The organism is Flagellimonas sp., assembly GCF_965222555.1.
In the GTDB taxonomy this organism is placed as follows: Bacteria; Bacteroidota; Bacteroidia; order Flavobacteriales; family Flavobacteriaceae; genus Flagellimonas.
Window position 1 is genome coordinate 146,149 of sequence record NZ_CBDCUG010000002.1, and the last position, 26,866, is coordinate 173,014.

Consider the following 26,866-nt stretch of genomic DNA (forward strand, 5'->3'; position numbering starts at 1 on the left):
TTATACATTATTTTTTGGGTAATTTTGAACCATATGAAGGTATATGCTTTTAAAATCCCCAAAAAGCCAAAGGAAAATATTGTTGTGCAACGTGACAAGGGGCCTGTGTTTTTTGACAAACTCCATCAGCATGAAGAAATACAGATAAGCCAGATAATAAATGGAAAGGGTAAATTAATTGTGGGCGATAGTATTCATTCTTTTGAAAATGGAGATTTTTTTGTCATTGGAGGAGGAATTCCCCATCTGTTCAAAAGTATAGAAGGAGACGGGGATTCTCATATGGTCTCTCTCTTTTTCACCAAAAACTCCTTTGGCCCATCTTTTTTTGAAAATCAGGAAATGTACGAGCTCAGAAGTTTTTTTACCCTTTCAGAAGCTGGGTTCAAATTGGTATCTAAAAATAGTATGGTACAGAATTATATGGAAGACATTATTTCCATGGATGATTTTTCAAAATTCATCTGTTTTTTGCAACTACTGAAAGAAGTTAACACTCTCAAGAAAATTAAGCTTTCCAATTTTGTACATCCAAAAGAAATATCAAATGATCATGGAGAAAGACTTCGTTCAGTATTTGATTTTGTTATGAAAAACTTCAGTCAAAAAATAGAGTTGGATACGGTTTCCGAACTGGCCCATATGACTCCTAATGCATTTTGCCGCTTTTTTAAACAACGAACAAACAAGACCTTTTTTAAATTTTTGATTGAAGTACGTGTGGAGCATTCCTGTCAATTGCTTCTACATAATAAAGATTTATCGGTAGTGGATGTTGCAAATCTCTCTGGGTTTAATTCCATTTCAAATTTCAACAGGAAGTTTAAAGAAATAAAAGGGATAAATCCCTTGAAGTTTGCAAAACAACTAAATTAAATGGTTGATAAAGAGCATACCAATAATAATTGTTTCGCTATTTTTGGCAAATTATCGAACAAATAAACATAAATGAAAAAAATACTCCTCATTGTTGCAGCATTCGCATTTTCATGCAACTCTTCACAAAAAACCGTAAATGGGCAATCAACCACTTCAAAAAGTTCTGTTGATCCTGTCACCTACGCGCAAACCATTACACAGGATGAGCTAAAAGAACATCTCTATGTTTATGCTTCAGATGAGTTTGAAGGAAGGGAAACGGGAAAACCTGGACAGAAAAAGGCGGTGGAGTATTTAAAATCCCAGTATGAAGCGCTGAAAATTCCTGCAGCAAAAAAAGATGGTGATTATTTTCAAAAAGTTCCCTTGGAAATAGCAAATGTTCCAAGTGGGAACATAGTACTTAACGGTTCTGAATTTGAGCTTGGGGTGGATGCATTGACATTTGCTTCGGCCATGGGTAATTATGATGATTTTGTATATGTGGGTTATGGTGTTGAGGAAGGAGAGTATTCCGATTACAATGGTTTGGATGTAAATGGAAAACTCGTTTTAATGAAAGCGGGAGAGCCCACAAATCAAGATGGAACCTATGTTCTTTCTGGAACCGACAAAAAATCCGTTTGGAGCAATATGTCAGAAGCCATGGGCAAGAAGACAAGTTTGGCTGCGGAAAAAGGAGTCAAGGGCATTTTGTACTTTGATGCTCAAAACTTTCCAAGGTATAAGAACTATTTCGAGTTCATGAAAAACAACAACGGAGGTAAAATGTCGCTCAAAGAAGAGGTTTCAGACAATTTTGTTGTTTTACTTAATGAAAAGTCTGCCACAGCCTTATTAACGGATATAGCAAATAATTCTACGCCAAAAGTTGTTACCTCAAATGTTGGCCTCAATGTAAAAAGTGGGAACGAGCCGGTAAATTCTGAAAATGTTGTAGCCGTTCTTAAGGGGTCTGAAAAACCAAACGAGTATGTAGTTGTGTCCTCACACTTAGATCATATTGGAGTTACGGCTGACGGCCAAATAAACAATGGTGCCGATGATGATGGTTCTGGAAGCGTGGCCTTATTGGAAATAGCGGAAGCTTTTAAAAAAGCTGCTGAGGATGGTCATGGCCCAAAACGTTCCATCGTGTTTTTGCATGTTACTGGGGAGGAAAAAGGTCTTTTAGGATCCAAATATTATACAGATTATGATCCCATTTTACCCTTGTCACAAACTGTGGCCAACTTAAATATTGATATGATCGGTAGAATTGATCCAAAAAGAAAGGGAGATAGAAATTACATTTATCTTATTGGTTCTGACAAGTTGAGCACGGAATTGCACAATCTTTCGGAGGAAATAAATGAAAAATATGCCAATATTGAATTGGACTACAAATACAATGATGAAAATGATCCCAATAGATTTTATTATAGGAGTGATCATTACAATTTTGCCAAAAACAACATTCCCATAATATTTTATTTCAATGGTACCCATGCCGATTACCATAGACCAGGGGATACACCGGACAAAATCAATTATGATCTACTGGAAAATAGGACCCGACTTGTATTCCATACTGCTTGGGAAGTTGCCAACAGGGAAAATAAGGTGGTCGTTGACAAAGTATCTAAATAGGATTTAGATTCCTTACTAAAAACAAAAAAGCCCCCTTTAAAAAGGGGGCTTTTTTTGGGTGGAAGACCGGGTTCGAACCGGCGACCTCTGGAACCACAATCCAGCGCTCTAACCAGCTGAGCTACAACCACCATTTAAAGCGGAGGCAAAAATACCTTTTTTTATCAATTCAGTCAAAATAATTTGGGTATAACATTCAAAGAAAAAACACTTCTCTATGAAAATCAATAGGGCAAACAAACCTAACAACTTGTCCTAAATGCAATATTCTTTTATAACATATTGTTGTTTAGGATGGCAGGGGTTTCATTTATCAAAGCACATTTTTCCATCAAAAACTCGACGAAATGCACGCTTTGTAAGTCAAAACACACATTTTTTGGCCTTTCACAACATTTAATTCCTTAAAACGAGGTGTGAGCATATTTTTACTTCTATAGATTTCAGAAATCTCATGTCCCAAAAAATGCACCCCTTGAAACTCCAAAATCTACTTGGAAAAGTAGTAATGGTCTTCTGTTTTCTCTTTTTTGTTCAATCGATACAGTCACAGGTCAACAAAAGGGACAGTATTTTATATAAAATCAAGCGATTGGAATCCACCAATCGGTTTAATCCAAAGGATACCACCCATATAGATTTGCTTGCTAATCTGGCATCTTCCTATAGGTTCATCAATAATGACAGTTTATTTTCCATTTCCCAAAGAACGTTGGCTCTCAGTAAAGCCGTTAATTTTGATCATGGTGAAATAAACTCGCTCATAAACTTAGGTAGGTTCTACGCTGATGAGGGAAATATTGAAAAATCAGTTCAGGTATTAAAAAAAGCCCTTAAGCAAGCTAGAAAAACTGAGGACAAAGAATGCGAATTAAATATCATTAATAGCCTGGCACTTGGGTATAGCTATAATGGCAATCATGCAGAAGCGCTAAATCTTTACCTTAAAGGAATAGATGTTGCCAAGCAAGTTGGCAGCAAACAAATGTTGTCTATTTTGAATGAGAACATTGCTACTTTATATGCAGATCAAAAGGACTTTGACAATGCTCTCATTTTTTATGACACGGTCCAAGCTATAAACCGGGAATTAGGAAATGAGATTATAAATGCCGAAACACAAAGTAATATGGCTTCGTTGTACAAGGATGCCAAAAACTTTGAGTATGCCATGTTCAATATCAATAAAAGTATTACCGCTTTTGAAAAGCATAAAATATATGAATGGCTGGCATACGCTTATGAAGTAAAGGGAAGTATTTATTTAGAACAAAAAAAATATCAATGGGCTTTATATTGGTATGATCAGAGTATAATGCTACATAACCAAGAATTGGATGATGACAGGGAAAAAATCCAATTACTTAATGGTATGGCCAAAGTGTATCTTGGACTGGACCGAGATAGTATTTCAATGAACTATGCCAACGAAGGTCTCAGTCTGTCAAAAAAAATCAAATCATTACAAGGCCAAATAGATTGTTCTGAAACCTTATACGAACTTCACAAAAAAAAGGAAAACCATATAGCTGCGCTTGGTTATCTTGAAACCTTTAAGAAACTTTCAGACTCCCTTTTTAAGGATAAGAACAAACAAAGTTTGTCCTTGCTAAAAACAAAACTTCAATACGAGCAAGAGAAAACAGAGCTCATAAAAAATAATGAAGCCGCTTTAGCGAAACAACGTAACTACATCTATTTTGCCATAATAATCTTGTTGATTTTAAGTGTCATTACATTTTTAGTGCGTCGCAGTGGCCAAATTCAGAAAAAACTGAATAAGGAATTACATGAAAAGTCTGTGGTAGTTATTGAACGGGAAGCCCAATTGAACGAAATCAATAAAACCAAAACAAAACTATTCTCCATTATTGGACATGACTTAAGAGGGCCGATAGGAGCTTTGCAAGGCATCCTAAAGTTGTTCACTGATGGCGAAATAGGAAAAGATGAATTCCTGTCATTCATTCCCAAATTAAAATCTGATGTCGAGAATATTTCGTTCGCTCTTAACAATCTATTGTCTTGGGGGCAATCCCAGCTCAATGGTGTTGTTACCAAACCCAAAAGGGTTTCCTTGGATAAGATAGTGAGCGTTAACGTAAAATTATTGTCGGAAGTTGCCTCTGGAAAGTCCATCAAAATAATTAACCAGCTTCCTGAAAATCCTTTGATCTGGGCAGACCAGAACCAAATAGATATTGTGGTCAGAAATTTGCTGAGCAATGCCATCAAATTTACTCCAGAAAATGGACTCATCACCATTGAAGCCGAGGAGAAAAGGAACATGTGGCAAATTATGATTCGTGATACCGGTATTGGAATGAACACGGAAATCCAGAAAAAAATCTTTGAAGATGCCTCCAATATTACCACTTACGGCACGAACAACGAGCGTGGAACCGGATTAGGTCTCTCGCTCTGCAAGGAAATGGTCTTGAAAAACAAAGGTGAAATTTGGGTAGAAAGTGTTCTCCGCAAAGGGACTTCCTTTTATTTTACCGTTCCCAAGGCGGAAAAAAGGTACCAAAAAGCAAGTTAGATTAAATTATCCAAGTTGTCAACGGCAACAAATCTTTCCACAGTAAATCCTTCAGCATGCTCCACTCCGACAAGTCTTCCTAAATCCCTAGCCCTATAAATTACACTATCAATAAAGTTTTTGCTACTAATAGGTGTCTCTGGCTCGTCACTATTGGGATCAAAAAATTGTGAACCGTAAGCAAGAATAGCTTCGGTCTTTTTCTCTACAAATCCAGAAACATCGACCACAAAATCGGGTTCAAGATTTTTCCATTGTATAAAATGGTATACCACTTTGGGCCTCCAGGGGTCTTGCCAATAACCGTCTTCATCCATTTTGGTGTCAATTTTAACCAATCCACTCAAAAAGCAGGCATCACTTACGAGCTTACTTCCCTTTGGATGATCAATATGCCGGTCATCAATGGCGTTGCAGAGTACAATCTCCGGTCTATATTTTCTAATGATTTTGATAAGTTCAAGTTGATGAGTCTTGTCGTTTACAAAAAAACCATCGGCAAATTCCATATTCTCCCGGACCGCTATGCCCAAAATTTTGGCAGCCTTTGCAGCTTCCTTATCTCGAATTTCTGCAGAGCCCCTTGTACCAAGTTCGCCACGGGTTAAATCTATTATCCCAACTTTTTTTCCTCTGGAAACTTCTTTGGCTATTGTGCCACCCGCACCTAATTCGGCATCGTCAGGATGGGCCCCAAATACTAAAATGTCTAATTTCATTTACTATTTTTTATACAGGCACTTCCATGGATTTAACTTGATTGATGGCCTGTTCAATATCCTGAACCAAATCATCCATTTCCTCAATTCCCAATGAGAATCTGATCAGGGAGTCTTTAATCCCTTGTTTTTCCCTATCCTCAGGACTCATTAAGGCGTGCGATGTCTTTGTAGGCGAAAGTACTGTACTTTCTATTCCTGCAAGACTCATGGATGGTTTTATAAGTTTTAGATGCTTAAAAAAATGAGAAGCATCAATATTCGGATTTAATTCAAAAGAAAGCATTCCCCCAAAACCTTTCATTTGGGATTTGGCCACATCATGATCAGGATGTGTTTCCAATCCAGGGTAATATACATTTTCCACATCATCACTTTTGGATAGATATTTTGCCATTTTCAACGCATTCTCATTTTGGGCCTTTACCCTGATTCCCATGGTTTTGATACTACGTTCCAAAAGCCAAACAGTATAATCGCTTAAACTACCTCCAAAACAGATGGCCGTTTGATAAACCTTCTCCATGTTCTCTTTAGAAGTAGCAATAACTCCCGCACAGATATCAGAATGTCCACCCATATATTTGGTAGCGCTATGGAGCACCACATCAATTCCAAAATTGCCGGGGTTTTGATTTATGGGGCTTGCAAAGGTATTATCAATCATTGTCAAAAGTCCATGTGACTTGGCCAACCGGGCAATACCCTTCAAATCCGTAATGGTCAACAAAGGGTTGGATGGAGTTTCAATGAAAATAATCTTTGTATTTGATCTTATCTCTTTTTCAAAATCCGCAACGCTCCACCCATCGGTAAATGAAAAGGAGATTCCATATTTTTCCAACTGGGTAACCGCAAAATTATAGGTTCCGCCATATAGTGTTTGCTGAAACACAATGTGATCACCAGCCTGAAGAAAAGCCATTAGTGCTGTACTGATTGCAGCCATTCCACTTCCAAAAATCATGGCAGCCTCGGTATTTTCCAAAGCTGCCAGTTTTTTACCCAATGCTTCTTGATTGGGCGTATTAAAGTATCTTGGGTAGCGTTTAACGTCAACATCCTCAAATTCATAGGAAGTACTCATGTACAAAGGTGAAACTGTACCTTTGAACTCTTTGTCCTTTAATTCGCCAACGTGCGTACAAATAGTATTCACGCCTTTTTTAGAGGTTTTCATAACAAAAAATTTAGCCTAAAGATACGAAACCACTTATACTTGAACTTGCTTCCAGTTTCCTTTTTTGAACCAGATTATCGCCATTACCGCCAATAGAACTTCTGCTGCTGTAATTGCAATAAAAACCCCTTTGGCTCCCCAGTCCAAAACCAATGCCGCTACATATGCTATAGGTAGTTGAAACATCCAAAAAGAGAAGAAGTTGATCTTAGTTGGTGTTTTGGTATCTCCAGCTCCGTTAAAAGCTTGGGTAACTACCATTCCATAAGCATAAAACACATACCCCACTGCAATAATCTGCAGGCAAAGCGCTCCGTTTTCAACAACACTTGGCGTGGCATTGAACAGGGAAATGATGTCCTTAGCGAATATTAAATAAACCAGAGAAACCAAACCCATAAAATAAGCGTTGTACTTTCCGGTTTTCCATACAGATGTTTCTGCTCTATCCGGTTTTTGTGCGCCCAAATTCTGGCCAACCAATGTTGCAGCGGCATTGCTCATACCCCAGGAGGGCATCAAAGTGAACATAATAACCCTAATGGCTATGGTATAACCGGCCAATACTTCGCTGCCAAACTCCGACATGATTCGCATTAAAAACACCCAGCTTGAGGTTCCAATTAAAAATTGGGCAATTCCACCCAAGGATACCCTTACCAAATTGAGCATGACCTTTAGGTCAACCACCAAATTCTTGGCAGTCAGTTTTATCTTGCTCCAACCAAAGAATAGAATTCCCAATTGAAACAACACTGCTGTTCCACGCCCAATATTGGTGGCAATGGCTGCTCCCATAACCCCGTATTCTGGAATTGGACCCCAACCAAATATAAAAATGGGATCAAGGATAATATTTAACCCATTGGACAGCACCAATGCCCACATTGCGATAGAAGCATCTCCTGCGCCACGGAAAATAGCATTAATCAGGAATAACAGCATGATGGTGATATTGCCTCCAATCAAAAGCTTGGTATAGCCATATCCTTCGGCAATCAAATCAGGTTCACCGCCCATTAAAGCCAATATTTCTTTGGCATAAAGAATTCCAACTATTCCAAGGAGAATGGAAATCAATATTCCCAAACCTATGGCTTGTACGGCAGCGATTCTAGCTCCATCAACATCCTTCTCCCCTATTCTACGTGCTACTACCGCAGTTGCCGCCATACTTAAACCAATGGCCAAGGCATATATTAAGGTAATAACCGATTCTGTTAACCCTATGGTTGCCACAGCATTAACACTGACCTGTGAAACATAGGCAATATCCACTAGGGCAAAAATGGATTCCATCAGCATTTCCAATATCATGGGAATGGAAAGCATGAAAATCGCTTTGCGGATGCTGCCAGAAGTAAACTCAGTTTCTTTGCCAGTAACAGCTATCCAGAAATAATTAAGTAATTGTTTAAAAGAAGGTATATTGAAATTCGTCATTTTATAAAAATTATGTGTGAAAAAAGAGTGTAAATGTCACAGAACCGAAAAAGTATTTCGGTTACATTTTTGGCTTAAAGCCAATGGTGACATCTATTGCGTACATAATTCTTATAACTTCATGATGGCACAAATATGGGACTTTTTTTTGAAGTATTCTTGACAGAAGTAAATTATTTAACATATAGTTTGACATAAACATATATCATCTGTCATCCATAAACTAAATTCCCGTCCTTGGATTCACTATTCATTTCTTTTGCTTGTCCAAAAGAAATGAACCAAAGAAAAGGACACTTTTTCGATAGGAATTTTTCAGCTTTGCTGAAAACCATTTGACAAACTCCGCGTTGCTCCGCTACTGAATTTCGGAGCTTTGCCTACATTATTCTTACGAAAAAGAAGGATTCAAAACTCGTTATTGAATTGGCATCAATGCTTTATTTGCTATAGTTGACCCGATATCTCCATAAACTGATACCTCCCAGAATAAAGACGCCAAGTACCGTGTACCATATAAAATTGGGAGTTATTACTTGATCACCACTGGCATAGCTATGCAGTCCTACCAAATAAAAATTCACTCCAAAATAAGTCATCATAATACTGGCGAAGGCAATGACACTGGCAAAACTAAATGTCCATTTACCCCTTAGTCCGGGAACCAAACGCATGTGCAAAACAAAAGCATACACCATAATGGAAATCAACGCCCAGGTTTCCTTGGGATCCCAACCCCAATAACGACCCCAACTTTCATTGGCCCATTGACCCCCAAGAAAATTACCGATGGTCAACATCACTAGACCCGCAGTCAAGGCCAATTCATTGATGATTGTCAACTCCCTCAAGTTAATTTCCATCCGTTGTTTGTTCTTTTCTGTTGTCAAAATGATGAGAAGTAAAGAGATTACACCTAGAATCATCCCGACGGTCAAGGGTCCATAACTGCCCACAATGACTGCAACATGAATCATCAACCAATAACTGTCCAAAACAGGAACAAGATTTGCCACCGCTGGGTCTACCCAGCTTTGGTGAGCCACCGCTAAAAGTAACGAAGCCCCAAAGGCCCCACAGGCAACCGCAAACTCGCTTTTCTTCACAAAGGCCAAACTAATGCCAACGGTAGCCCAAGCAACATATAAAATACTTTCATAAGCATCACTCCATGGGGCATGACCGGAAATATACCATCTCATAATCAAACCTGCCGTGTGCCATATAAACAATAATATTATGGTTCCTTTCAAGAGATAGACCGCTGCATCCAATAGCCTTCTTTCTTTAAATATTTGGAGTATTAGAATAAAAAATAACAGTAACCCAACCAAACCGTAGTACCGATACAAACGGTTAAAAATGTCAAGTTTGTTGTACAAAATTTCTGCTTGTATCTTGTGTTCCTCCGGAAGAACCTCCGCTCCGTGATTTTTTTGATTTTGTTTGAAAGCTTCCAACAATTTATCGGGCTGTGAATAATCATTGGATGTAATCGCACTTTTCAAGGTTCCCAAATAATAGGGCATTGCATTTTTGATGAAATTGGAATACAATGAATCTGAAACCTGATACTGTCCAGAACGGTACTCAACGGCTGATATCCATTTGTTGTTTTCATCATTTAATAATGGAAAAATCTTTATGATCTGTCCGCTCAAAGCAATATCCAACAAATTCAGTCGCTCAAAAACCTTTTTAAAATCCTTTTCAAAGTTGGATGGGTTGTTAGTAGAAGTAGCCTTCTCTATATAAGACCTCAACTTAAAATTACCCTGCGCATCAAAAAAATCGGTTGCCTTTACAAATTCTGTTCTTTTAGGGACACCAATAATTTTGCGAATACTGTCATTCTCTTTTTTAGCCAGTTTAATGAACTCCGTATTGTACCAAACCCCAGGGTTCATCATCATAGAAAGAAATACTTGATTTGCAGTTAAGCCTTCATAGTTATTTTCTCCACTCAGTTTCCTAAGAACTTCAGAAGCAAAGGTGTGAATAGGTTTCATCCTACCTCCTTCATCCTGAATGACAAGTGCACCAAACTTTTCAGCATGTTCCTCCGCAACAATGGTAGACCTAATGATAGAATCTACCTGTTGTTGAGTTGGTAGATTTGCATGTTCATGACCATCAGTATCATTTTGTTGTGCTGTAACCAATGAGGTTGCCATTAAAAATGCCATTACTCCTAAGGCTGCCTTTTTCTTCTTCACTTTTTCCAGGGCCTGCTGTAGATCCCTAAATCGTGTTTTTCCAAAAAACATGATGCCCATCAGCCCCAAATACAGTAAAAAATATCCAATATAGGTTATCCATGTCCCCCAAAAATCATGGTTAACAGATAACACGGTTCCTTTCTCGTCTGGATGAAAACTGGATTGGAAAAAGCGATATCCTCTGTGATCCAGAATATGGTTCATGTAAATGTCATAATCAAACGGACGTTCATCTTCAATGGTCACTTTGCTCATAAACGATTTATATCCCGATTCTGTTCCAGGGTATTTTTCAGCTATAAAATCATTTAATTTGATGGAAAATGGAAGTTCGTACACTTTGGATCCATAACTAAGGGAAAAGTCCAGTCCGCCAACTTTAATCTTATCAGAGAAATTGGAAGTACCTTTACTTCCCAATAATTTTTGCTCCACAGTTTCGCCATTTGCCGATATGGAAACCACTAACGCATCCTGGGTCACGTCGGTAACCTGATTTTCAGGTACTTTTACAATTCCGTAACTGCCTTTGATTAATGGCTCAGGAATCACAAACTGCATTCCCGCCATATTGTAAAGTGAGCGTAATTGCAATGTTTGTATACTATCGCTGACGACTTCTCCCTGAAATTGGTCAGCCATACGCATAAAATTACCTTCAAAGGGTGATTTTATCTGATAGTTGTCTCCATCAGAAAATATATTAATGGCGCCGTTGGTTTCTTTGTTCAATGAAAACAGAACGTTATGGATGCTTGCTACCTTGCCATTCTCCAAATAGTGTTCATGGCGTTGTCCATCCCCTGCTTCAACAATCTTCAAATATTCTTGCCCGTTCTCATCAGGAATCAATCCTTCTTCTGCCCCGCCGATAAAATCTACATAAGAAATGGTAAAGGGTTGACCATTAAAATCGGATTTCCATGGTAAGGTAGATTTCATTCCCTCAGGAGTAACGATCAAATCGTCTTCCAGGACCTTGCGTTTTACCTCTCCATTAATTTCACCATCAACAAAGGCGGTCAAATAAGTTTTATCAGAAAAAAAACGGTTCTCCGAAGTTCCCTCTCGAATAGGCATTATGCCTTCATAGCTGATATATCTTGTTACAAAAGCTCCCAAAATAATCAGGATCCAAGACAGGTGTAGCAAAAGAACCGGCCACTTTTTCCAACTCAACAGGTTGTACCTAAAAACATTTCCTATAAAATTGATCATAAAAAAGACCATTATGGCTTCAAACCAAGTGGCATTGTAAATATAAATTCGAGCCGTTTCCGTGCTGTACCAGCTTTCCACAAAAGTTCCCATGGCCATTGCAGCTGCAAAAACCAAAAAAAGGACGGCCATAAGTCTTGTAGAAAAAAGGGTCTTTTTAAGGGTGTCTATCATCTAGGTTGAAGATGTGTTTTCAGCTTGCAAAAATAAGCTATTTAAAGAGAAAAAAATCTTAAAACTCTATAAGCTTTGAAGAACGCACATGAAAAATTTTGCCCATATAACAACTACCTCAACTTTTATATTGTGATAATCAAATATGGGCAAATTGGGATATTGCATTTTCTACTTCATAGCCATACTGTTCCCAATAAAATTTACAATGCTTTTAGATATTCCTTTAAATCTCTTTGTTGCCTATCATTTAGATGTAGTTCAAAATGATTATTGTAATGATCAATTACAGCGTCCAAATCCTCAAATCGTCCATCATGGTAGAACCCTCCTTTAGATTTCGCAAACAATCCACGAAGTGGAGGCGTCCTATATTTTCCAGTAGGAGATCTGTTGGCCTCAAAGCCATCAATACCGATGTCTTCAGGTGAGTGTAATTTGTCATCACTATAAACAGGGGCAGGATGGCAAGTAGCACATTTGGCCTTGTATTTGAAAATTTTCTTGCCTCTAATGGCAGCTTTTACATTAAAACTTCCCGCTTCCGGTTCCGGTGCCAAAAGGGATAATTGATATTCACGTAAAGCTTCCAATTTTGGTCCCACCAAATCCTCATCGACCATTACGTTAAAGGCTCCCCTTTTTACCGCTATTGGAAACTTGACAGGATCGTTCAATCTTGGATCAACAAAATTTCCTTGGCCTCCCATTTCCAAAACTGCCACAAATCTGTTCCAGTATGATATGTCTCCCCAACCTGTATAGGTGGCTTTTTCCAATCCTTGAAGCCCATGGGCAGGTGGAATCAGGTTGGCAACAATAGAGCCATCTGGTTTGGTAGCTTTCCCATCTATTAAAAGAGCTGCTGGAAACCGCCCTGGCTCCCATGCATTCAATACAGTGTTCAATGTAGCCACATCTACCTCCAAGAGTTCCGCTATTGGGGCATTGTCGGTAATCCCAATGATCGCTCCTACATTAAGGTCTCTATTGGGCCATCCATCCAATCTTTTCCCAATTCCCTGAGTAAACGAATCATCCACGGTGGAATGGCAAAGTGCACAGGTAATTCCCATGGACTCCAGGTTACCATCCCTATCAAAATTTCCTTTTACCCCCACCACGGCGTCCAAGCTCAAAAGTGCCAAGGTTACAGCCGGGTCATCCAAATCCACATTTCCCGCGGCAATGGCATCAATGATTTCTTGGGGCAAAGCATCAATATCTACTTTCAATCCAACAGTCAATGCAGTATTTGGGCTCACACCTGGTCCAAACCCACCATTATTTTCTCCTAAAACCGCCTTATCGAGTTTTAATGCCCCACTCCAGAAAGATTCATCACCAAAGGTGTCAAACCTGAAAATCGCTTTTCCCTCTTCAACCAATACAGGGTTTAAATCCAGTACAACTGGTGGTGGGATGATCAATTCCCGTATATCCGGGCCGTCGTCTCCTTTAAAACAGCGAACAAATAGGAATAAAACAATCAACGATAGGAATAACGGTAATACTTTTTTCGATTTCATAACAGATAGCTTTTGAGGTTTTGGAGTATATCATGTCGAACCTTTTAACTAGGTATGGACACGTAAAGAACTAAAGTTCTTTGCTATTATCTTTTGATGAAAAATTCGAAAAAAGGTTACAAGAATTAAATGATTTTGATGTAAGGGAAGATTAATTTGTTTGTTCCATTAGAATACGCATTACACTATCTGTAATATTATCACACCTGCTAAACCCAAACCCAAATACATCTTCCTTATTGGTGGTTAGCTCATAAAGCCTCTCCTTGAGCATGTTTTTAGCCCTATGCAGACGCACTTTAACATTGGATTTGGAAACATCCAGGCACTCGGAGATTTCACTGATACTCATTTCCTCAATTTCCCTGAGCATATACACTGTGCGATATTTAATGTTCAAAGAATCAATGGCATCTTCCAAAAGTTGTTTTGCTTCATTCCTGATGATTCTTTTTTCAGGATTCAACTGATTTTTATCCGGTATTTCCAAAATAATATTCTGTTTTACTTCTGATGTCCTTTGATACAAGTTAACTACTTTATCCTTCTCCCTCAATCGTGCCAAAACCTCATTGATCCCTATTCTGATAAGCCATGTCCCATATGACGAGGAGTGCTTGAACTGATACAGTTTTTCAAACGCCTTGAGATAGGTGTTCTGCATGATATCCTCAATCTCAGAACCATCCTTAATATAACTACGGATTACCCGAAACAACTTTTGATTGTTTCTTCTCAAGAGTATTTCATATAGCTCCTTCTCTCCAGAAAGAATGCGTTTTACGATTTCAGATTCTGACAGTTTTTGGTAGTTTAAATCGTTGATCTTGATTGTTTCCATCATTCCACCCTTTGCCTTTAGATGCTTTTTTAATTAAATAGTTACAAAATTTTGTAACCATTTTGGCCATCCCCTATCTAAAGCTAAAAATACTAAACCAAAAGTAAGATGGATTCAAACATTCAATTAGTAAAATCAGTATTAAGGTATACCTATGGTATAGTACCCATTGTAGCAGGTCTGGACAAGTTTACCAACCTATTGACAGACTGGAGCCAGTATGTCTCTTCAGGGTTGTCAGATATGATTCCATTAGAGGCCGGAAGTTTTATGATGGTGGTAGGGGTCATAGAAATCGTAGCTGGGGTTCTTGTGTTGCTCAAACCAAAAATTGGTGCTTTAATAGTAATGGGCTGGTTGACAGCAATTGCGGTTGTTCTGGTGCTTAGTGGCAATTATGTTGACGTTGCGGTAAGAGACCTTGTAATGGCCGTGGGCGCATTTTCATTGGCCAAATTATACCAAATTGAGCCTGCTTGATTATTTAGGAGCCCATAACCAAAAGTTTTTAAGAACTTACAAAGACCGGTGCTGGATTTAAATTATATCTTGAGAAAAAGCCGTCCATACTTGGCGGCTTTTTTATTGTTCATATTATAGGGCATTCGTTATTTTTGCAGCATGCAGGATGTCATCATATTAGGGACTGGAAATGTTGCGGAACATTTATGCAAAGCCTTTTCTTTCAAAAATTCAGTCAATGTGACACAGGTGTATGGAAGAAATGTTGAATCCCTAAAAAAGTTCAATGCGTACACCGAGACATGCTCTGACCCAAAAGCAATCAAAGAGGCCACTATTTATATTATTGCAGTAACTGATATGGCAATAGCGGATGTTTCTAAATTGCTATCCAATAAAAAAGGAATTGTCACACATACATCGGGAGCCATGGGCATTGATACCCTAACTTTTGAAAATGCTGGAGTTTTTTACCCACTGCAAACCTTTACCGAAGGTAAAACCCTTGATTTCAAATCCATACCCATTTGCATTGAGGCCAAACAAAAGTCCGCACTTAATGAGCTTGATAAATTGGCACAAAGTATTTCAAACAATGTTCATGAAATTACCTCTGACCAAAGAAAAAAGCTTCATCTAGCTGCTGTCTTTGCCAATAATTTTACCAATCATCTATATCAGATAAGTGAAGACCTTTGCAAAGATTCTGAACTCCCCTTTTCCCTTTTACATCCGTTGATCAAGGAAACCGCGGAGAAAATACAATCCATGTCTCCAAAAGATGCCCAAACCGGTCCGGCTAGAAGAGGGGATAAAAAAAGTATGGAAAATCATTTGAAGTTATTAAAAACCAAAAAACAAACCGACCTTTACACCTTGTTCAGTGAAGCCATAACCAAAACCTATGAAGAAGAACTATAAAGAGCTGTTAGCCAACATTACCACATTTGTATTTGATGTGGATGGTGTATTTACAGATGGTTCAATTTTGATAACCACTCAAGGAGAAATGCTCCGCAAAATGAATGTAAAGGATGGGTATGCCCTTAAAACCGCTCTACAAAAGGGGTATAATGTCTGTATTATTTCTGGGGGCACCAATGAAGGCGTAAAAGAACGTCTAAAAGGACTTGGGGTTACAGATATTTATTTGGGAGCCCATCATAAACAAGATCCACTGGAAGAGTATTTGGATATCTATAATATTGACCCTGAAAATGTACTTTACATGGGTGATGACCTTCCTGATATTCCTCCAATGAAAATGGTAGCATTGGCCACATCCCCACAAAATGCAGTGGCAGAAGTAAAAGCCATTTCCGACTATGTTTCCCACAAAAATGGCGGAGATGGATGTGTCAGGGATATTATTGAGCAAGTGTTGAAAGTTCGTGGAGATTGGAACGATAATTTCAGTGCTAAGAATGATTAAGAGTCCTCTCTATCAAAAGCTTAAAGGGTATAAACTCATTTTAGGCTCAGGTTCACCACGGCGCAAAATGTTCTTGGAAGAAATGGGGTTGGATTTTGAGGTTAGACCAAAATCTGTAGAAGAAATCTATCCAGAAAACTTAAAAGGAGAGGAAATTTCAAGTTATCTGGCCAAATTGAAGGCCGAACCTTTCAAAGAAGAATTGCAGGAAAATGAAATCGTGCTTACTTCCGACACCGTAGTTTGGTACAAAGAAACTTCATTGGCAAAGGCCTCAAATAAGGAAGAAGCTTTTGAAATGCTACGCACCCTATCTGGTGATTGGCATGAAGTGATTACATCAGTCTGTTTGACTTCAACAAAAACTCAAAAAACGGTCAGCTCCGTTACCCGTGTCAAATTCAAGGATTTCACAGATGAGGAAATCAACTTTTATATCGATCAATGCCAACCGTTTGACAAAGCCGGTGCCTATGGCATTCAGGAATGGATTGGGATGATAGGTATTTCCGAAATACAGGGTTCATACACTAATGTTGTGGGGCTACCTACCCATTTGGTCTACCAGACTTTAACGGAACTGGTGTCAGATTGATAATTGCATCGTGTTATACCTGTTTCACATCAATAATCTTTACCGGGCAGGCTTTTGAGGCTTTTTCACAATTATCATAAATAACATCATCATGAGATTTGATTGTATGGAACCCCTTTTTGTCCTGTGACCTCAATAAAACGGATTTCCCATCTTTTTTGGACATGGCGAACTGCTCAGGTGCCATTTCTACGCAATAATTGCATCCAATACACTTGTCGCGCTGTAAGGTAACCACTACCATTACGCTTCGACCTTGTTTTCCACTATTTTGTACAGCTTGTCAGAGGGTCGTATTCTAAATTCCAAAGGAATGGTGACCGAATCTCCTTTTTGTCCTTTGGGCAATTTGTCATCATTTACCAGCATTTCAGTAACCTCCATCTCCTTTGCACCAGTTGTGGGGCCAGTAATTAAAATATTGTCGCCCAGGGAAATATCGTAAGCCTCAATTTTAAACTCTCCAATATTCGCCTTTGGAAAATAATGTACGCCCTTTCCAATATAAATTTTCTTTTGCGTAGCCGATGATCCAGGAATAGTGCTCCATTCCCCTAATTTCTGGCCTAAATAATATCCGCTCCAAAAACCACGATTGTATACTTTTTCCAACTCTTGCATCCAGGAAATTACTTTTTCCTTGTCATAAGTCCCCTCATAAAGGCTATCAATAGCCTCTCGATAGCATTTAATGACCTTTGCCACATATTCCGGAGCCCTTCCCCTGCCCTCAATCTTCAACACCTTGATTCCCGCATCTGCCACTTGGTCCAAAAAGTCTATGGTACACAAATCTTTGGGCGACATGATGTATTCATTGTCCAGTTCCATTTCAAAACCGGTCTCCTGATCTATAACGGTGTATTTTTTTCTGCAATTTTGTTTACAAGCCCCTCTATTGGCTGATGAGTTGTATGAATGTAAGCTCATATAACACTTGCCCGAAACGGCCATGCATAAAGCTCCATGACCAAAAACCTCAATCTCCACCAATTTTCCAGACGGTCCTTTCACCTGTTCCTTCTCAATCTGTTCAGTGATTTTTTTGACCTGTCTTAAACTTAGTTCGCGACTCAATACCATGGTATCCGCAAACATGGTATAAAACTTTACAGTTTCAATATTGGTCACATTGATCTGTGTGGAAATATGCACTTCCAATCCCAATTCCCGAGCTGCGGCAATAACGGCCTGATCCATGGCAATAACCGCCGTAAGACCGACTTCCTTTGCTTTTTTCAAGAGCGTTTTGACAATTGAAAGGTCATGATCATATATTATGGTATTCAATGTAAGATAGGTTCTTACATTTTTGGCATTACACCTTTTGGCAATCTCCGGTAAATCATCCAGGGTGAAGTTCATGGTAGCCCTTGCCCTCATATTCAATTGCTCCACTCCAAAATAAATGGAGTCAGCCCCACTATCCAACGCTGCCTGTAAGGATTCAAAATTCCCTGCAGGAGCCATTAACTCTATTCGCTGCATACCTAACTTTTACTTCAACAAATTTTCTGCAAAACTACGCAATTACCTTGCTTTACAAAATGTTAAGGTCTATTGTCGTTCCTATTTACTTGATTAACTTTAACTAAAATTGTTAAGATGAAGACTTTCCTTACCAAAATTTTATTGTTCCCTTGCCTTGTTTCCACCGCTTTGTTTTTTGGATGTAAAGAGAACTCAGCTGAGCAGAACTCCAAAGAACTGGCAATAAATACGCTAGATACGTCAAATACCATAAAAGAAAAACCCTCCAAGAAACCACTATCTGAGGATTTCAAAAAATATTGGTACAACGGTAAGGCCGAAATAACTTCATATACATTGGAACAAGCCAGATATGGACAGCTAAGGGAAGGACATTCCGTACTTATTTATGTTACAGAGCCATTTTTGCCCAAAAAGCAGGTAAAAGCGGATGGTAAAAATGCTGATAATGTGAATGTTCTAAAATTAAACGCAACAAAGAAGTTTTTGACTGGGATATACCCTTACTCTGTTATGAGCAGTACTTTTTATCCCGTTTATGACAACCAACATGCCATAAAAACCAGTCTGTCTATGCAAGAATGGTGTGGGCATGTGTATTCCCAAATTAACAACAGGGACCAGTTTGAATTTACCTCACATTCCTATTTTGAAAGTGAGGCAGACCAAAACTTGTCATTGGAAAAAGATTTACTTGAAAATGAAATCTGGACTAAAATCAGAATAGACCCTTCTGACCTACCCACGGGAAACCTCAAAATAATTCCTTCGCTGGAGTATATTCGATTGCGTCATAAAGAGCTTAAAGCATATAACGCGACAGCAAATTTTTCCACTCACAATGGGGTAAGTAGTTACACCATAACCTATCCAAACCTTGAAAGAACCTTGACCATTAATTTTACTTCTGAATTTCCATATACCATCGAAAATTGGACAGAGGAGTTTAAAAGTGGTTTTGGACCTAAGGCAAAAATGTTGACCACAAAAGCTACCAAGTTGAAGTCGCTGAAAACTGCATATTGGGGGCAGAATGGAAACGAAGATATGATCCTTCGTGACAGTTTAGGGTTAAAATAGGTCGGGAGTTACGATTAACTTATCCTGTTAAAGATGTTCTAAAAAACATCCTGCCTGGTTTGAATCTTTCTATATTTGGTGCAACCACTAAAAATCGTTGTATGCGAAACTTTTGGGTCAGTATTCTGACTATAGCTACAGTTGTTTCAAATTCCTTAGCCCAAAGGCCAAATAAACCTTCGTCCACTGAAATTCATCACAACCTACAAAAATTAAACTTTTTGGGCACTGCACTTTATATTGCGGCCCACCCTGATGATGAAAATACAAGATTGATTTCGTACTTGTCTAACCACGACAAGGCAAGAACGGCATATTTATCCATTACCAGAGGTGATGGGGGGCAAAATTTAATCGGTTCGGAACTAAGAGAACTGTTAGGTGTACTTCGTACACAGGAACTCTTAGCGGCCCGAAGGGTAGATGGAGGTGAACAATGGTTTACCCGAGCCAACGATTTTGGGTATTCCAAGCATCCAAAGGAAACTCTTAAAATTTGGGACAAGGAAAAAGTTTTGGGAGATGTGGTCTGGGCCATCCGAAACCTAAAGCCTGATGTGATCATTAATCGGTTTGATCACAGGACTCCAGGCTCTACCCACGGTCATCATACCTCATCGGCTATGTTGAGCGTAGAAGCCTTTGATATGGCCAATAATCCCAATGCATATCCACAGCAATTACAACTTACGGATACTTGGCAACCTAGAAGGGTCTTTTTCAATACATCATGGTGGTTTTATGGAAGCCGTGAGAATTTTGAGAAAGCAGATAAGTCTAAAATGTTGAAGTTGGATGTTGGTGTTTATTATCCGGAGTTGGGACTTTCCAATAATGAGATAGCATCTATAGCGAGCAGTCAGCATTTATGTCAAGGTTTTGGACGTATAACAACCCGGGGGTCACAGGATGAATATGTGGAATTATTAAAAGGTGACCTTCCTTCCAGTAATAATCTATTTGATGGCATAGACACCACATGGTCCCGTGTTAAACGCGGAAAAGCTGTTGGTGATATTTTATATCGAATAGAGAAGAATTTTGACTTCACCAACCCATCCACACATATTCCTGACTTGGTAAAAGCCTATCAATTGCTTCAAAATATTGAAGATGAGCATTGGAAAACCTTAAAATCCAAGGAACTCCAGTCAATTATTATGGATTGTGCCGGTCTTTATCTTGAGGCCAATGCCGATGCTTCTTCAACAACTGCAGGGGGAAGTGTCAAAATAAATGTCGAGGCCTTAAATAGAAGTTCGCAGTCCATTACTCTAAAAGAAATAAATTTAATTGGGGGCAATACGAAACTTAGTCCAAACAAAGTATTGGGCAACAATGGCAAAGAAAATATCGAATTAGAATTTACCGTGCCACAGTCAACTTCAAACTCTGGCCCATATTGGCTGAACCGTACTGGAAGTCTGGGCATGTATACTGTGGATAATCAGAATATGATTGGTAAACCGGAAACGCCAAGCGCTTTTTTTGCTGAATTCATCCTGAGTTTTAATGGAATTGAAATTGGATTTGAAAAACCAGTAATCCGTCGCCATTCAAAACCAGATAAAGGAGAGTTGTACGAACCCTTTGTTGTACTACCCGAGGTAACATCCTCAATTTCTGAAAAAGTACTGATTTTCTCGGATTCAAATACCAAGGAAGTATTGGTAAATGTGAAAGCTGGGAAAAATGATGTCTCAGGAGAAGTTGCATTGGTACATCCAGCAGGGTGGACTGTTTCACCTGCAAAAATTCCCTTTTCCATTGCACAAAAAGGACAGGAACAATCAGTGACCTTTATGGTCACTCCCCCTGAACATGATAGCGAAGGTAAAATTTCCGTCTCAATTCATATTGGTAATGAAACCCATGATAAAGAGTTGGTTGAAATTGCCTATGATCATATTCCCAAACAGTCCATTTTACTTCCGTCGGAAGCTAAGGTTGTTCGAATGAACATTCAAAAATCCGGAGAACATATTGGATATATCATGGGTGCTGGTGACAAAGTTCCTGAAAGCTTAAAACAAATTGGATATCAAGTGCATACCATTGATCCCGCTGATATTAAAGCTGGTTCCTTGGACAAGTATGATGCCATTGTGGTTGGAATAAGAGCCTACAATGTAGTGGAAGATTTGAAGTTTAAGCAACCTGTTTTATTTGACTATGTTGAAAATGGCGGAAACATGATCGTACAGTACAATACTTCTGGGAGATGGGCCAAGCAATTTGAAAATATTGCTCCATATGACCTTACTTTGTCCCGGGATCGTGTAACAGATGAAACTGCCAAAGTGAGCATTGTTGCCAATGATCATTCCCTGGTCAATTTTCCAAATACTATAAAAGAATCTGATTTTGATGGATGGGTGCAGGAAAGAGGACTCTACTTTCCCAAAGAATGGAGTCCAGAGTTTACACCCATACTCTCCATGGGAGATGAAGGGGAAGCACAAACAGAGGGAAGTCTGCTGGTAGCACCTTACGGTGATGGCCATTACATTTATACAGGTTTGAGTTTTTTCAGAGAATTGCCTGCTGGAGTATCGGGAGCCTACAAACTATTCGCCAACATGCTTTCCGTAGGAAAGAGTGAGGTAAAATCAGAAAGCAATGTCAAAGGATAATATGGAAAATAAGATGGTCTGGAAGAAGGAATACACTATTGTCCTCCTCTTGAATATCATTTATATTCTGATTTTCTACTTCATAATGACACAAAATAACTAATGATTTAATGGGTACATTAGATTGGATTGTTTTGAGCAGTACGCTGCTCTTTATAGTTGGTTTCGGGGTATGGAAAACTCGCGGAAGTAAAAATGTTACTGATTATGTAATGGGCGGCAATGATGCCAAATGGTGGACCATTGGTTTGTCGGTTATGGCAACACAGGCCAGTGCCATTACTTTTTTATCCACTCCAGGGCAGGCTTTTCATGATGGAATGGGGTTTGTCCAATTCTACTTTGGATTGCCGTTGGCCATGATTTTCATTTGTTTGGTTTTCATCCCTATTTACAGAAAACTTAAAGTTTTCACGGCATATGAGATGTTAGAAGGTCGATTTGATTTAAAAACCCGCAGCCTGACCGCAATTTTATTCCTGATTCAACGTGGATTGGCAGCTGGAATTACCATTTTTGCACCTTCCATTATCCTTTCTGCAGTCTTGGGATGGGATTTGCGCACTTTGAACATCATCATAGGTATTTTGGTTATCATTTATACGGTTTCTGGAGGCACCAAAGCAGTAAGTGTTACCCAAAAACAACAAATGTTCATTATAATGGTGGGCATGTTCTTTGCATTCTTTTTTATTTTGGGTTCTCTTCCTACAGGAGTATCCTTTGGAGAAGCTCTCAAGATAGCTGGTGCCAACAACAAACTGCAAATTTTGGATTTCAGCTTTGACACCAATAACCGATATACGTTTTGGAGCGGTATTACCGGTGGTTTCTTTCTTGCCCTGGCATATTTTGGTACGGACCAAAGTCAGGTGCAACGTTACTTGTCGGGGAAATCTGTAAGGGAAAGTCAACTTGGATTGATTTTCAATGGAATCTTTAAAATTCCCATGCAATTTTTCATTTTGTTGGTAGGAGCTATGGTTTTTGTTTTTTACCAGTACAACCCGTCTCCTCTTAATTTCAACCCGGCGGCTACCCAAGCTGTGATGGAATCGGAATATGTGGAAGACTATAAAGCTTTGGAACAGGGCCATTTGGAATTGGAGCAAGAAAAGAAAATGGCGCAAAGTTCATTTTCCGCTGCTCTGGCGTTGAAAGAATATAACGCAATTCAACAAGCCAAACAGGACATTATCAAAATCAACGAAAAGGAAAAAGCAAATAGGGATACGGCTAAAACTTTGATTGCCCAAGCCAATGACACTGTAGAGACCAATGATAAGGACTATGTCTTCATTCATTTTATTCTGAACAATTTGCCGACCGGACTCATTGGACTGCTTTTGGCCGTAATTCTTTCTGCGGCCATGTCCTCTACCGCTTCGGAACTAAATGCATTGGGAACCATTACCGCTCTTGACCTTTACAAAAGAAACCAGAAGAAGGAAAAGGATGAGAAGCACTATGTTATGGCAACAAAGGGTTTCACTCTACTTTGGGGCATTATTGCAATTCTCATTGCTTGTGTGGCAAATCTTTTTGACAACCTCATTCAACTGGTCAACATCATAGGCTCCATCTTTTATGGCAATGTTTTGGGTATTTTCCTTTTGGCGTTCTTCTTTAAGTTTGTAAAGGGCAATGCTGTGTTTATCGCTGCGCTGGTGACTCAGGTAATTGTGATAATTGGCTGGTATATGGATTGGATGTCCTATTTGTGGTTGAACGCCTTTGGCTGCCTATTGGTGATTTTCCTTGCGATGCTAATAGAAAGTTTTGATAGTTTCCTTCGAAAACCTCCGTTAAAAGCATAAAAAAGCCCACGGTTAAGTGGGCTCAATTAATTCTTATGGGATTAAAGACTTATTGTCCTCCCCATTCTTTTATGGAATCCTTGTTCAATTTCACATAATCAGCGTTCCCCGCTTTTTCTGCAACTTCCATGGATTTTTTGGCAGCTGTAATAGCTCCTTTCTTATCCCCAAGTTTTGCATAGATAAGTGATTGTCTGCGCATTACCCAATAAGCATCAGGGCGCATTTCAACAGCTTTGTCAATCCACTCTTTGGCCTTGTTTAAATCTTTACCTTCCTCGTAGTAGTAAGAAGCAGCAGAGTAATAGTCTCCAGCACCTGGGCCAGCCATAACAGTTTCAATACTCTTTTGTGCCTTGGTCAATGTTGGTACTTCAAACTTCACCCCCACATATGCCTTTTCCCACATAATTCCAAGGGAAGCGCCATTGTTATGAAGATCATCAATGGTTATGGTAAAGGTCTCAATATCCACAGGCAATGGATATACCTGAGCTGTAGTTTTAGCAGCTACTTTACTATCATCCCATTCTTGAGGAGTTCCCCAATTATTGGTGTCAGCATAGAAAATAACTTCCCAATTAGACTGTCCAGGTTTGGTGAAAATGGCATAAGAACCCGCTTTAACCTCTTGTCCATCTATGGTCACATTATCACTAAAGGTAATTGTGGTGTTTTTGTTCGCTCCCGTTCTCCATAGTTTGTCATAAGGAACCAGATTTCCAAAAATTGCTCTTTCCCGCATGGAAGGTCTTGAATATTCAACCTCTACGTCTGTAAGGCCAACTGTTTGTTTCAACATGGCAGAGGGACTGGGTTGTGGCGTCTGCATCTGTGCTTCAACAGATACTGCTAGTAAAGCGGCAAACGCAAATAGTGCTAGTTTTTTCATTTGTAAGAATTTTAGATTTGTTAGTGAAACAAAGCTAAATATAAAGCTAGGGTTGGCTTGTTAACAAACCCTTAAAAGAAGGCTTAAAAATCAATATGTACCTGCACCTGAGTGTGGCTTTATTATCATAAAAAAGGATAAATTGATTTTTGTTTAACATTTTAAGATAAATATTAAACACTTTTGGGTTATTTTTGTAAAAACACCTTATGCGCTTATATCAACTCCATGCTGTGCAGACTCTGCCAATATCAAAACAAGAGGCTTGGGATTTTTTAAAAAATCCCAAAAACTTAAAGCAGATAACACCAGATCATATGGGGTTTCATATCTTATCGGAAGTTGATAAACCGATATTTCCAGGTCAGATTATCCAATATAAAGTCAACCCATTTCCCGGTGTTAGTACAAAATGGGTTACCGAAATTACACATGTGTTGGAAGGACGCTACTTTGTTGACGAGCAACGCTTTGGTCCTTATACTTTATGGCATCATAAACATTTTATTGAAGCCGTTGATGGGGGTGTTCAAATGGAAGACATAATTGATTATAAATTACCTTTTGGTATCTTGGGTAGAATGGTTCACCCCATCCTGGTAAAAAAACAATTGATAAAAATATTCAAGTACCGTGAGCAAAAATTGGTCGAGCTTTTTGGCAAAGTCGAAGGAATTCACAGCTTCTTGGAAATAAAAGCAATATGAAGGACCCAATATCCATTTTTTGGTTTCGCCGGGATCTTCGGCTAGATGACAATGTTGGTCTATATCATGCCCTTCAAAGTGGCCACCCTGTGCTTCCCATATTTATTTTCGATAGCGAAATTCTTGAAAAACTTCCGATTAATGATGCTAGGGTGTCTTTTATTCATACGAAGCTTCTAAGAATGAATGGTGAATTACAATCTCAGTTCCAAAGTGGCATAGCAATGTATTTGGGTAATCCCATTTCAGTTTTCGCTCGATTATTGAATCAATATAAAATCCATTCTGTTTTTACCAATCACGATTATGAGCCGTATGCAAGCAAGCGCGATGCAGAAATTGAACAACTTTTGGCCAAGAATGGTATACCCTTTAAGTCCTTCAAAGATCAGGTGGTTTTTGAAAAGGATGAAGTGGTCAAAGATGATGGCAATCCTTACGTAGTTTATACCCCCTACAAAAAAAGGTGGAAAGCAAAATTTGACCCACGCACCCATCTTCACTATTTCGATACACATTCCTACCTTCAAAACTTGCATAAATCCAGGGATATTCCATACCTCGGCCTTGGCGATATTGGTTTTACGCGCTCTTCTATTTCGGTTTCTGAATATAACCTCACTTCCAATTTAATCGAAAACTATGAGGAAACCCGAAACTTTCCTGAAAAAGAATCAGGTACCTCGCGTTTGGGCCCTCATCTTCGATTTGGTACTGTTTCCATCAGAAAAATTATGAAGAAGGCCATTGCAGAAAAAAATGAAGTTTTTTGGAACGAACTCATCTGGAGAGAATTCTTCATGCAGATTCTATGGCATTTTCCACATACTATCAACAAGTCCTTTAAACCCAAATATGACCGTATAGCTTGGCGAAACAATGAAAAGGAATTTGAACTCTGGAAGAAAGGAAAAACCGGATATCCATTTGTGGATGCCGGAATGCGTGAACTCAATGCAGCTGGACATATGCACAATCGTGTTAGAATGATCGTGGCCAGCTTTCTTTGCAAGCACCTTCTTATTGATTGGCGATGGGGCGAGGCATATTTTGCAGAAAAATTATTGGATTTTGAACTGGCAAGCAACATCGGTAATTGGCAATGGGCGGCCGGTAGTGGTGTTGATGCCGCTCCATACTTTAGGATTTTCAATCCCACCACCCAACTAAATAAATTTGATACTCAAAAAGCATATATTCATAAATGGGTGCCTGAACTTCAAGGGCTTACCTATCCATTGCCAATGGTGGATCATAAAATGGCCCGTGAGCGCTGCCTAAAAGTTTATAAAGCCGCCGTTGGTTGATGCTTTTTCAGTATTTTTAATACTCGGTTTTATTTTTAGGGCAGTTTGGAGAACTAATGAAGTTAGAGCCTAAAAGA

General features: G+C 39.0%; 21 protein-coding genes and 1 tRNA gene. 12 read left to right on the plus strand and 10 right to left on the minus strand.

Features of this window, described 5'->3' with window-relative positions; all coding sequences use genetic code 11:
* Positions 1–33 precede the first annotated feature (33 nt).
* Positions 34–876 carry an AraC family transcriptional regulator gene (locus ACOQO1_RS03155; RefSeq protein ID WP_420601408.1) on the plus strand — a complete coding sequence of 281 codons (843 nt, stop codon included), beginning with the start codon at positions 34–36 and terminating at the stop codon, positions 874–876.
* 72 nt (positions 877–948) lie between these two features.
* Complete coding sequence (locus ACOQO1_RS03160) at positions 949–2,508, plus strand: M28 family peptidase (RefSeq protein WP_420601409.1); 1,560 nt, start codon at positions 949–951, stop codon at positions 2,506–2,508.
* 56 nt (positions 2,509–2,564) lie between these two features.
* Here the strand turns inward: ACOQO1_RS03160 and ACOQO1_RS03165 are convergent.
* Positions 2,565–2,640: transfer RNA gene (locus ACOQO1_RS03165), tRNA-His, on the minus strand.
* 334 nt (positions 2,641–2,974) lie between these two features.
* Between ACOQO1_RS03165 and ACOQO1_RS03170 the strand changes: the two genes are divergently transcribed.
* Positions 2,975–5,050: a tetratricopeptide repeat-containing sensor histidine kinase gene (locus tag ACOQO1_RS03170; RefSeq protein WP_420601410.1), complete on the plus strand. Its 2,076-nt coding sequence runs from the start codon at positions 2,975–2,977 to the stop codon at positions 5,048–5,050.
* Here the strand turns inward: ACOQO1_RS03170 and bshB1 are convergent.
* The 6 genes from bshB1 to ACOQO1_RS03200 all read right to left on the minus strand — a co-directional run bounded on the left by bshB1 (position 5,047) and on the right by ACOQO1_RS03200 (position 14,376).
* On the minus strand, positions 5,047–5,769 hold the full coding sequence (gene bshB1, locus ACOQO1_RS03175; protein WP_420601411.1) for a bacillithiol biosynthesis deacetylase BshB1: 723 nt from the start codon (positions 5,767–5,769) through the stop codon (positions 5,047–5,049). The two genes, ACOQO1_RS03170 and bshB1, sit on opposite strands and share 4 nt — an antisense overlap.
* 10 nt (positions 5,770–5,779) lie before the next feature.
* The gene (locus ACOQO1_RS03180) at positions 5,780–6,949 is read right to left on the minus strand and encodes a trans-sulfuration enzyme family protein (protein ID WP_420601412.1); all 1,170 of its coding nucleotides are present in this window, start codon (positions 6,947–6,949) and stop codon (positions 5,780–5,782) included.
* Positions 6,950–6,982: 33 nt separating this feature from the next.
* Positions 6,983–8,392, minus strand: coding sequence for an MATE family efflux transporter (locus tag ACOQO1_RS03185; RefSeq protein ID WP_420601413.1), 1,410 nt, complete (start codon positions 8,390–8,392; stop codon positions 6,983–6,985).
* A 440-nt stretch (positions 8,393–8,832) separates the two neighbouring features.
* Positions 8,833–12,003, minus strand: coding sequence for a cytochrome c biogenesis protein CcsA (gene ccsA, locus ACOQO1_RS03190; RefSeq protein WP_420601414.1), 3,171 nt, complete (start codon positions 12,001–12,003; stop codon positions 8,833–8,835).
* Between the two features lie 203 nt (positions 12,004–12,206).
* Positions 12,207–13,532, minus strand: coding sequence for a hypothetical protein (locus tag ACOQO1_RS03195; protein WP_420601415.1), 1,326 nt, complete (start codon positions 13,530–13,532; stop codon positions 12,207–12,209).
* Positions 13,533–13,683: 151 nt separating this feature from the next.
* The gene (locus ACOQO1_RS03200) at positions 13,684–14,376 is read right to left on the minus strand and encodes an RNA polymerase sigma factor (protein WP_420601416.1); all 693 of its coding nucleotides are present in this window, start codon (positions 14,374–14,376) and stop codon (positions 13,684–13,686) included.
* 105 nt (positions 14,377–14,481) lie between these two features.
* On the opposite strand from ACOQO1_RS03200, the gene ACOQO1_RS03205 reads away from it, so the two are divergent.
* From ACOQO1_RS03205 to ACOQO1_RS03220, 4 genes are all read left to right on the plus strand, one after another.
* On the plus strand, positions 14,482–14,853 hold the full coding sequence (locus ACOQO1_RS03205; RefSeq protein WP_420601417.1) for a hypothetical protein: 372 nt from the start codon (positions 14,482–14,484) through the stop codon (positions 14,851–14,853).
* A gap of 141 nt (positions 14,854–14,994) precedes the next feature.
* Positions 14,995–15,756: a Rossmann-like and DUF2520 domain-containing protein gene (locus ACOQO1_RS03210; protein WP_420601418.1), complete on the plus strand. Its 762-nt coding sequence runs from the start codon at positions 14,995–14,997 to the stop codon at positions 15,754–15,756.
* On the plus strand, positions 15,740–16,267 hold the full coding sequence (locus ACOQO1_RS03215; RefSeq protein ID WP_420601419.1) for a KdsC family phosphatase: 528 nt from the start codon (positions 15,740–15,742) through the stop codon (positions 16,265–16,267). Before ACOQO1_RS03210 ends, ACOQO1_RS03215 begins: the two co-directional genes overlap by 17 nt.
* A complete protein-coding gene (locus ACOQO1_RS03220) occupies positions 16,260–16,862 on the plus strand; it encodes a Maf family nucleotide pyrophosphatase (protein ID WP_420601420.1) in 603 nt (200 codons plus the stop codon). Before ACOQO1_RS03215 ends, ACOQO1_RS03220 begins: the two co-directional genes overlap by 8 nt.
* A 13-nt stretch (positions 16,863–16,875) precedes the next feature.
* Here the strand turns inward: ACOQO1_RS03220 and ACOQO1_RS03225 are convergent, their stop codons facing one another.
* Complete coding sequence (locus ACOQO1_RS03225; protein WP_420601421.1) at positions 16,876–17,106, minus strand: ferredoxin; 231 nt, start codon at positions 17,104–17,106, stop codon at positions 16,876–16,878.
* Positions 17,106–18,350 (minus strand): peptidase U32 family protein, encoded by a 1,245-nt coding sequence (locus ACOQO1_RS03230; RefSeq protein ID WP_420601422.1) that lies wholly within the window; start codon positions 18,348–18,350, stop codon positions 17,106–17,108. The genes ACOQO1_RS03225 and ACOQO1_RS03230 overlap by 1 nt, the downstream gene beginning before the upstream one ends.
* A 117-nt stretch (positions 18,351–18,467) precedes the next feature.
* Between ACOQO1_RS03230 and ACOQO1_RS03235 the strand changes: the two genes are divergently transcribed.
* The 3 genes from ACOQO1_RS03235 to ACOQO1_RS03245 all read left to right on the plus strand — a co-directional run bounded on the left by ACOQO1_RS03235 (position 18,468) and on the right by ACOQO1_RS03245 (position 23,883).
* A complete protein-coding gene (locus ACOQO1_RS03235; protein ID WP_420601423.1) occupies positions 18,468–19,433 on the plus strand; it encodes a septum formation inhibitor Maf in 966 nt (321 codons plus the stop codon).
* Between the two features lie 101 nt (positions 19,434–19,534).
* Positions 19,535–22,066: a PIG-L family deacetylase gene (locus tag ACOQO1_RS03240; RefSeq protein ID WP_420601424.1), complete on the plus strand. Its 2,532-nt coding sequence runs from the start codon at positions 19,535–19,537 to the stop codon at positions 22,064–22,066.
* Between the two features lie 110 nt (positions 22,067–22,176).
* The gene (locus tag ACOQO1_RS03245; protein ID WP_420601425.1) at positions 22,177–23,883 is read left to right on the plus strand and encodes a sodium:solute symporter; all 1,707 of its coding nucleotides are present in this window, start codon (positions 22,177–22,179) and stop codon (positions 23,881–23,883) included.
* A 49-nt stretch (positions 23,884–23,932) separates the two neighbouring features.
* Here the strand turns inward: ACOQO1_RS03245 and ACOQO1_RS03250 are convergent, their stop codons facing one another.
* The gene (locus ACOQO1_RS03250) at positions 23,933–24,775 is read right to left on the minus strand and encodes a DUF2911 domain-containing protein (protein ID WP_420601426.1); all 843 of its coding nucleotides are present in this window, start codon (positions 24,773–24,775) and stop codon (positions 23,933–23,935) included.
* A gap of 209 nt (positions 24,776–24,984) precedes the next feature.
* On the opposite strand from ACOQO1_RS03250, the gene ACOQO1_RS03255 reads away from it, so the two are divergent.
* Both ACOQO1_RS03255 and ACOQO1_RS03260 read left to right on the plus strand, forming a co-directional pair.
* Complete coding sequence (locus ACOQO1_RS03255) at positions 24,985–25,482, plus strand: SRPBCC family protein (protein WP_420601427.1); 498 nt, start codon at positions 24,985–24,987, stop codon at positions 25,480–25,482.
* Positions 25,479–26,789: a cryptochrome/photolyase family protein gene (locus ACOQO1_RS03260; protein WP_420601428.1), complete on the plus strand. Its 1,311-nt coding sequence runs from the start codon at positions 25,479–25,481 to the stop codon at positions 26,787–26,789. Before ACOQO1_RS03255 ends, ACOQO1_RS03260 begins: the two co-directional genes overlap by 4 nt.
* Positions 26,790–26,866: the final 77 nt, after the last annotated feature.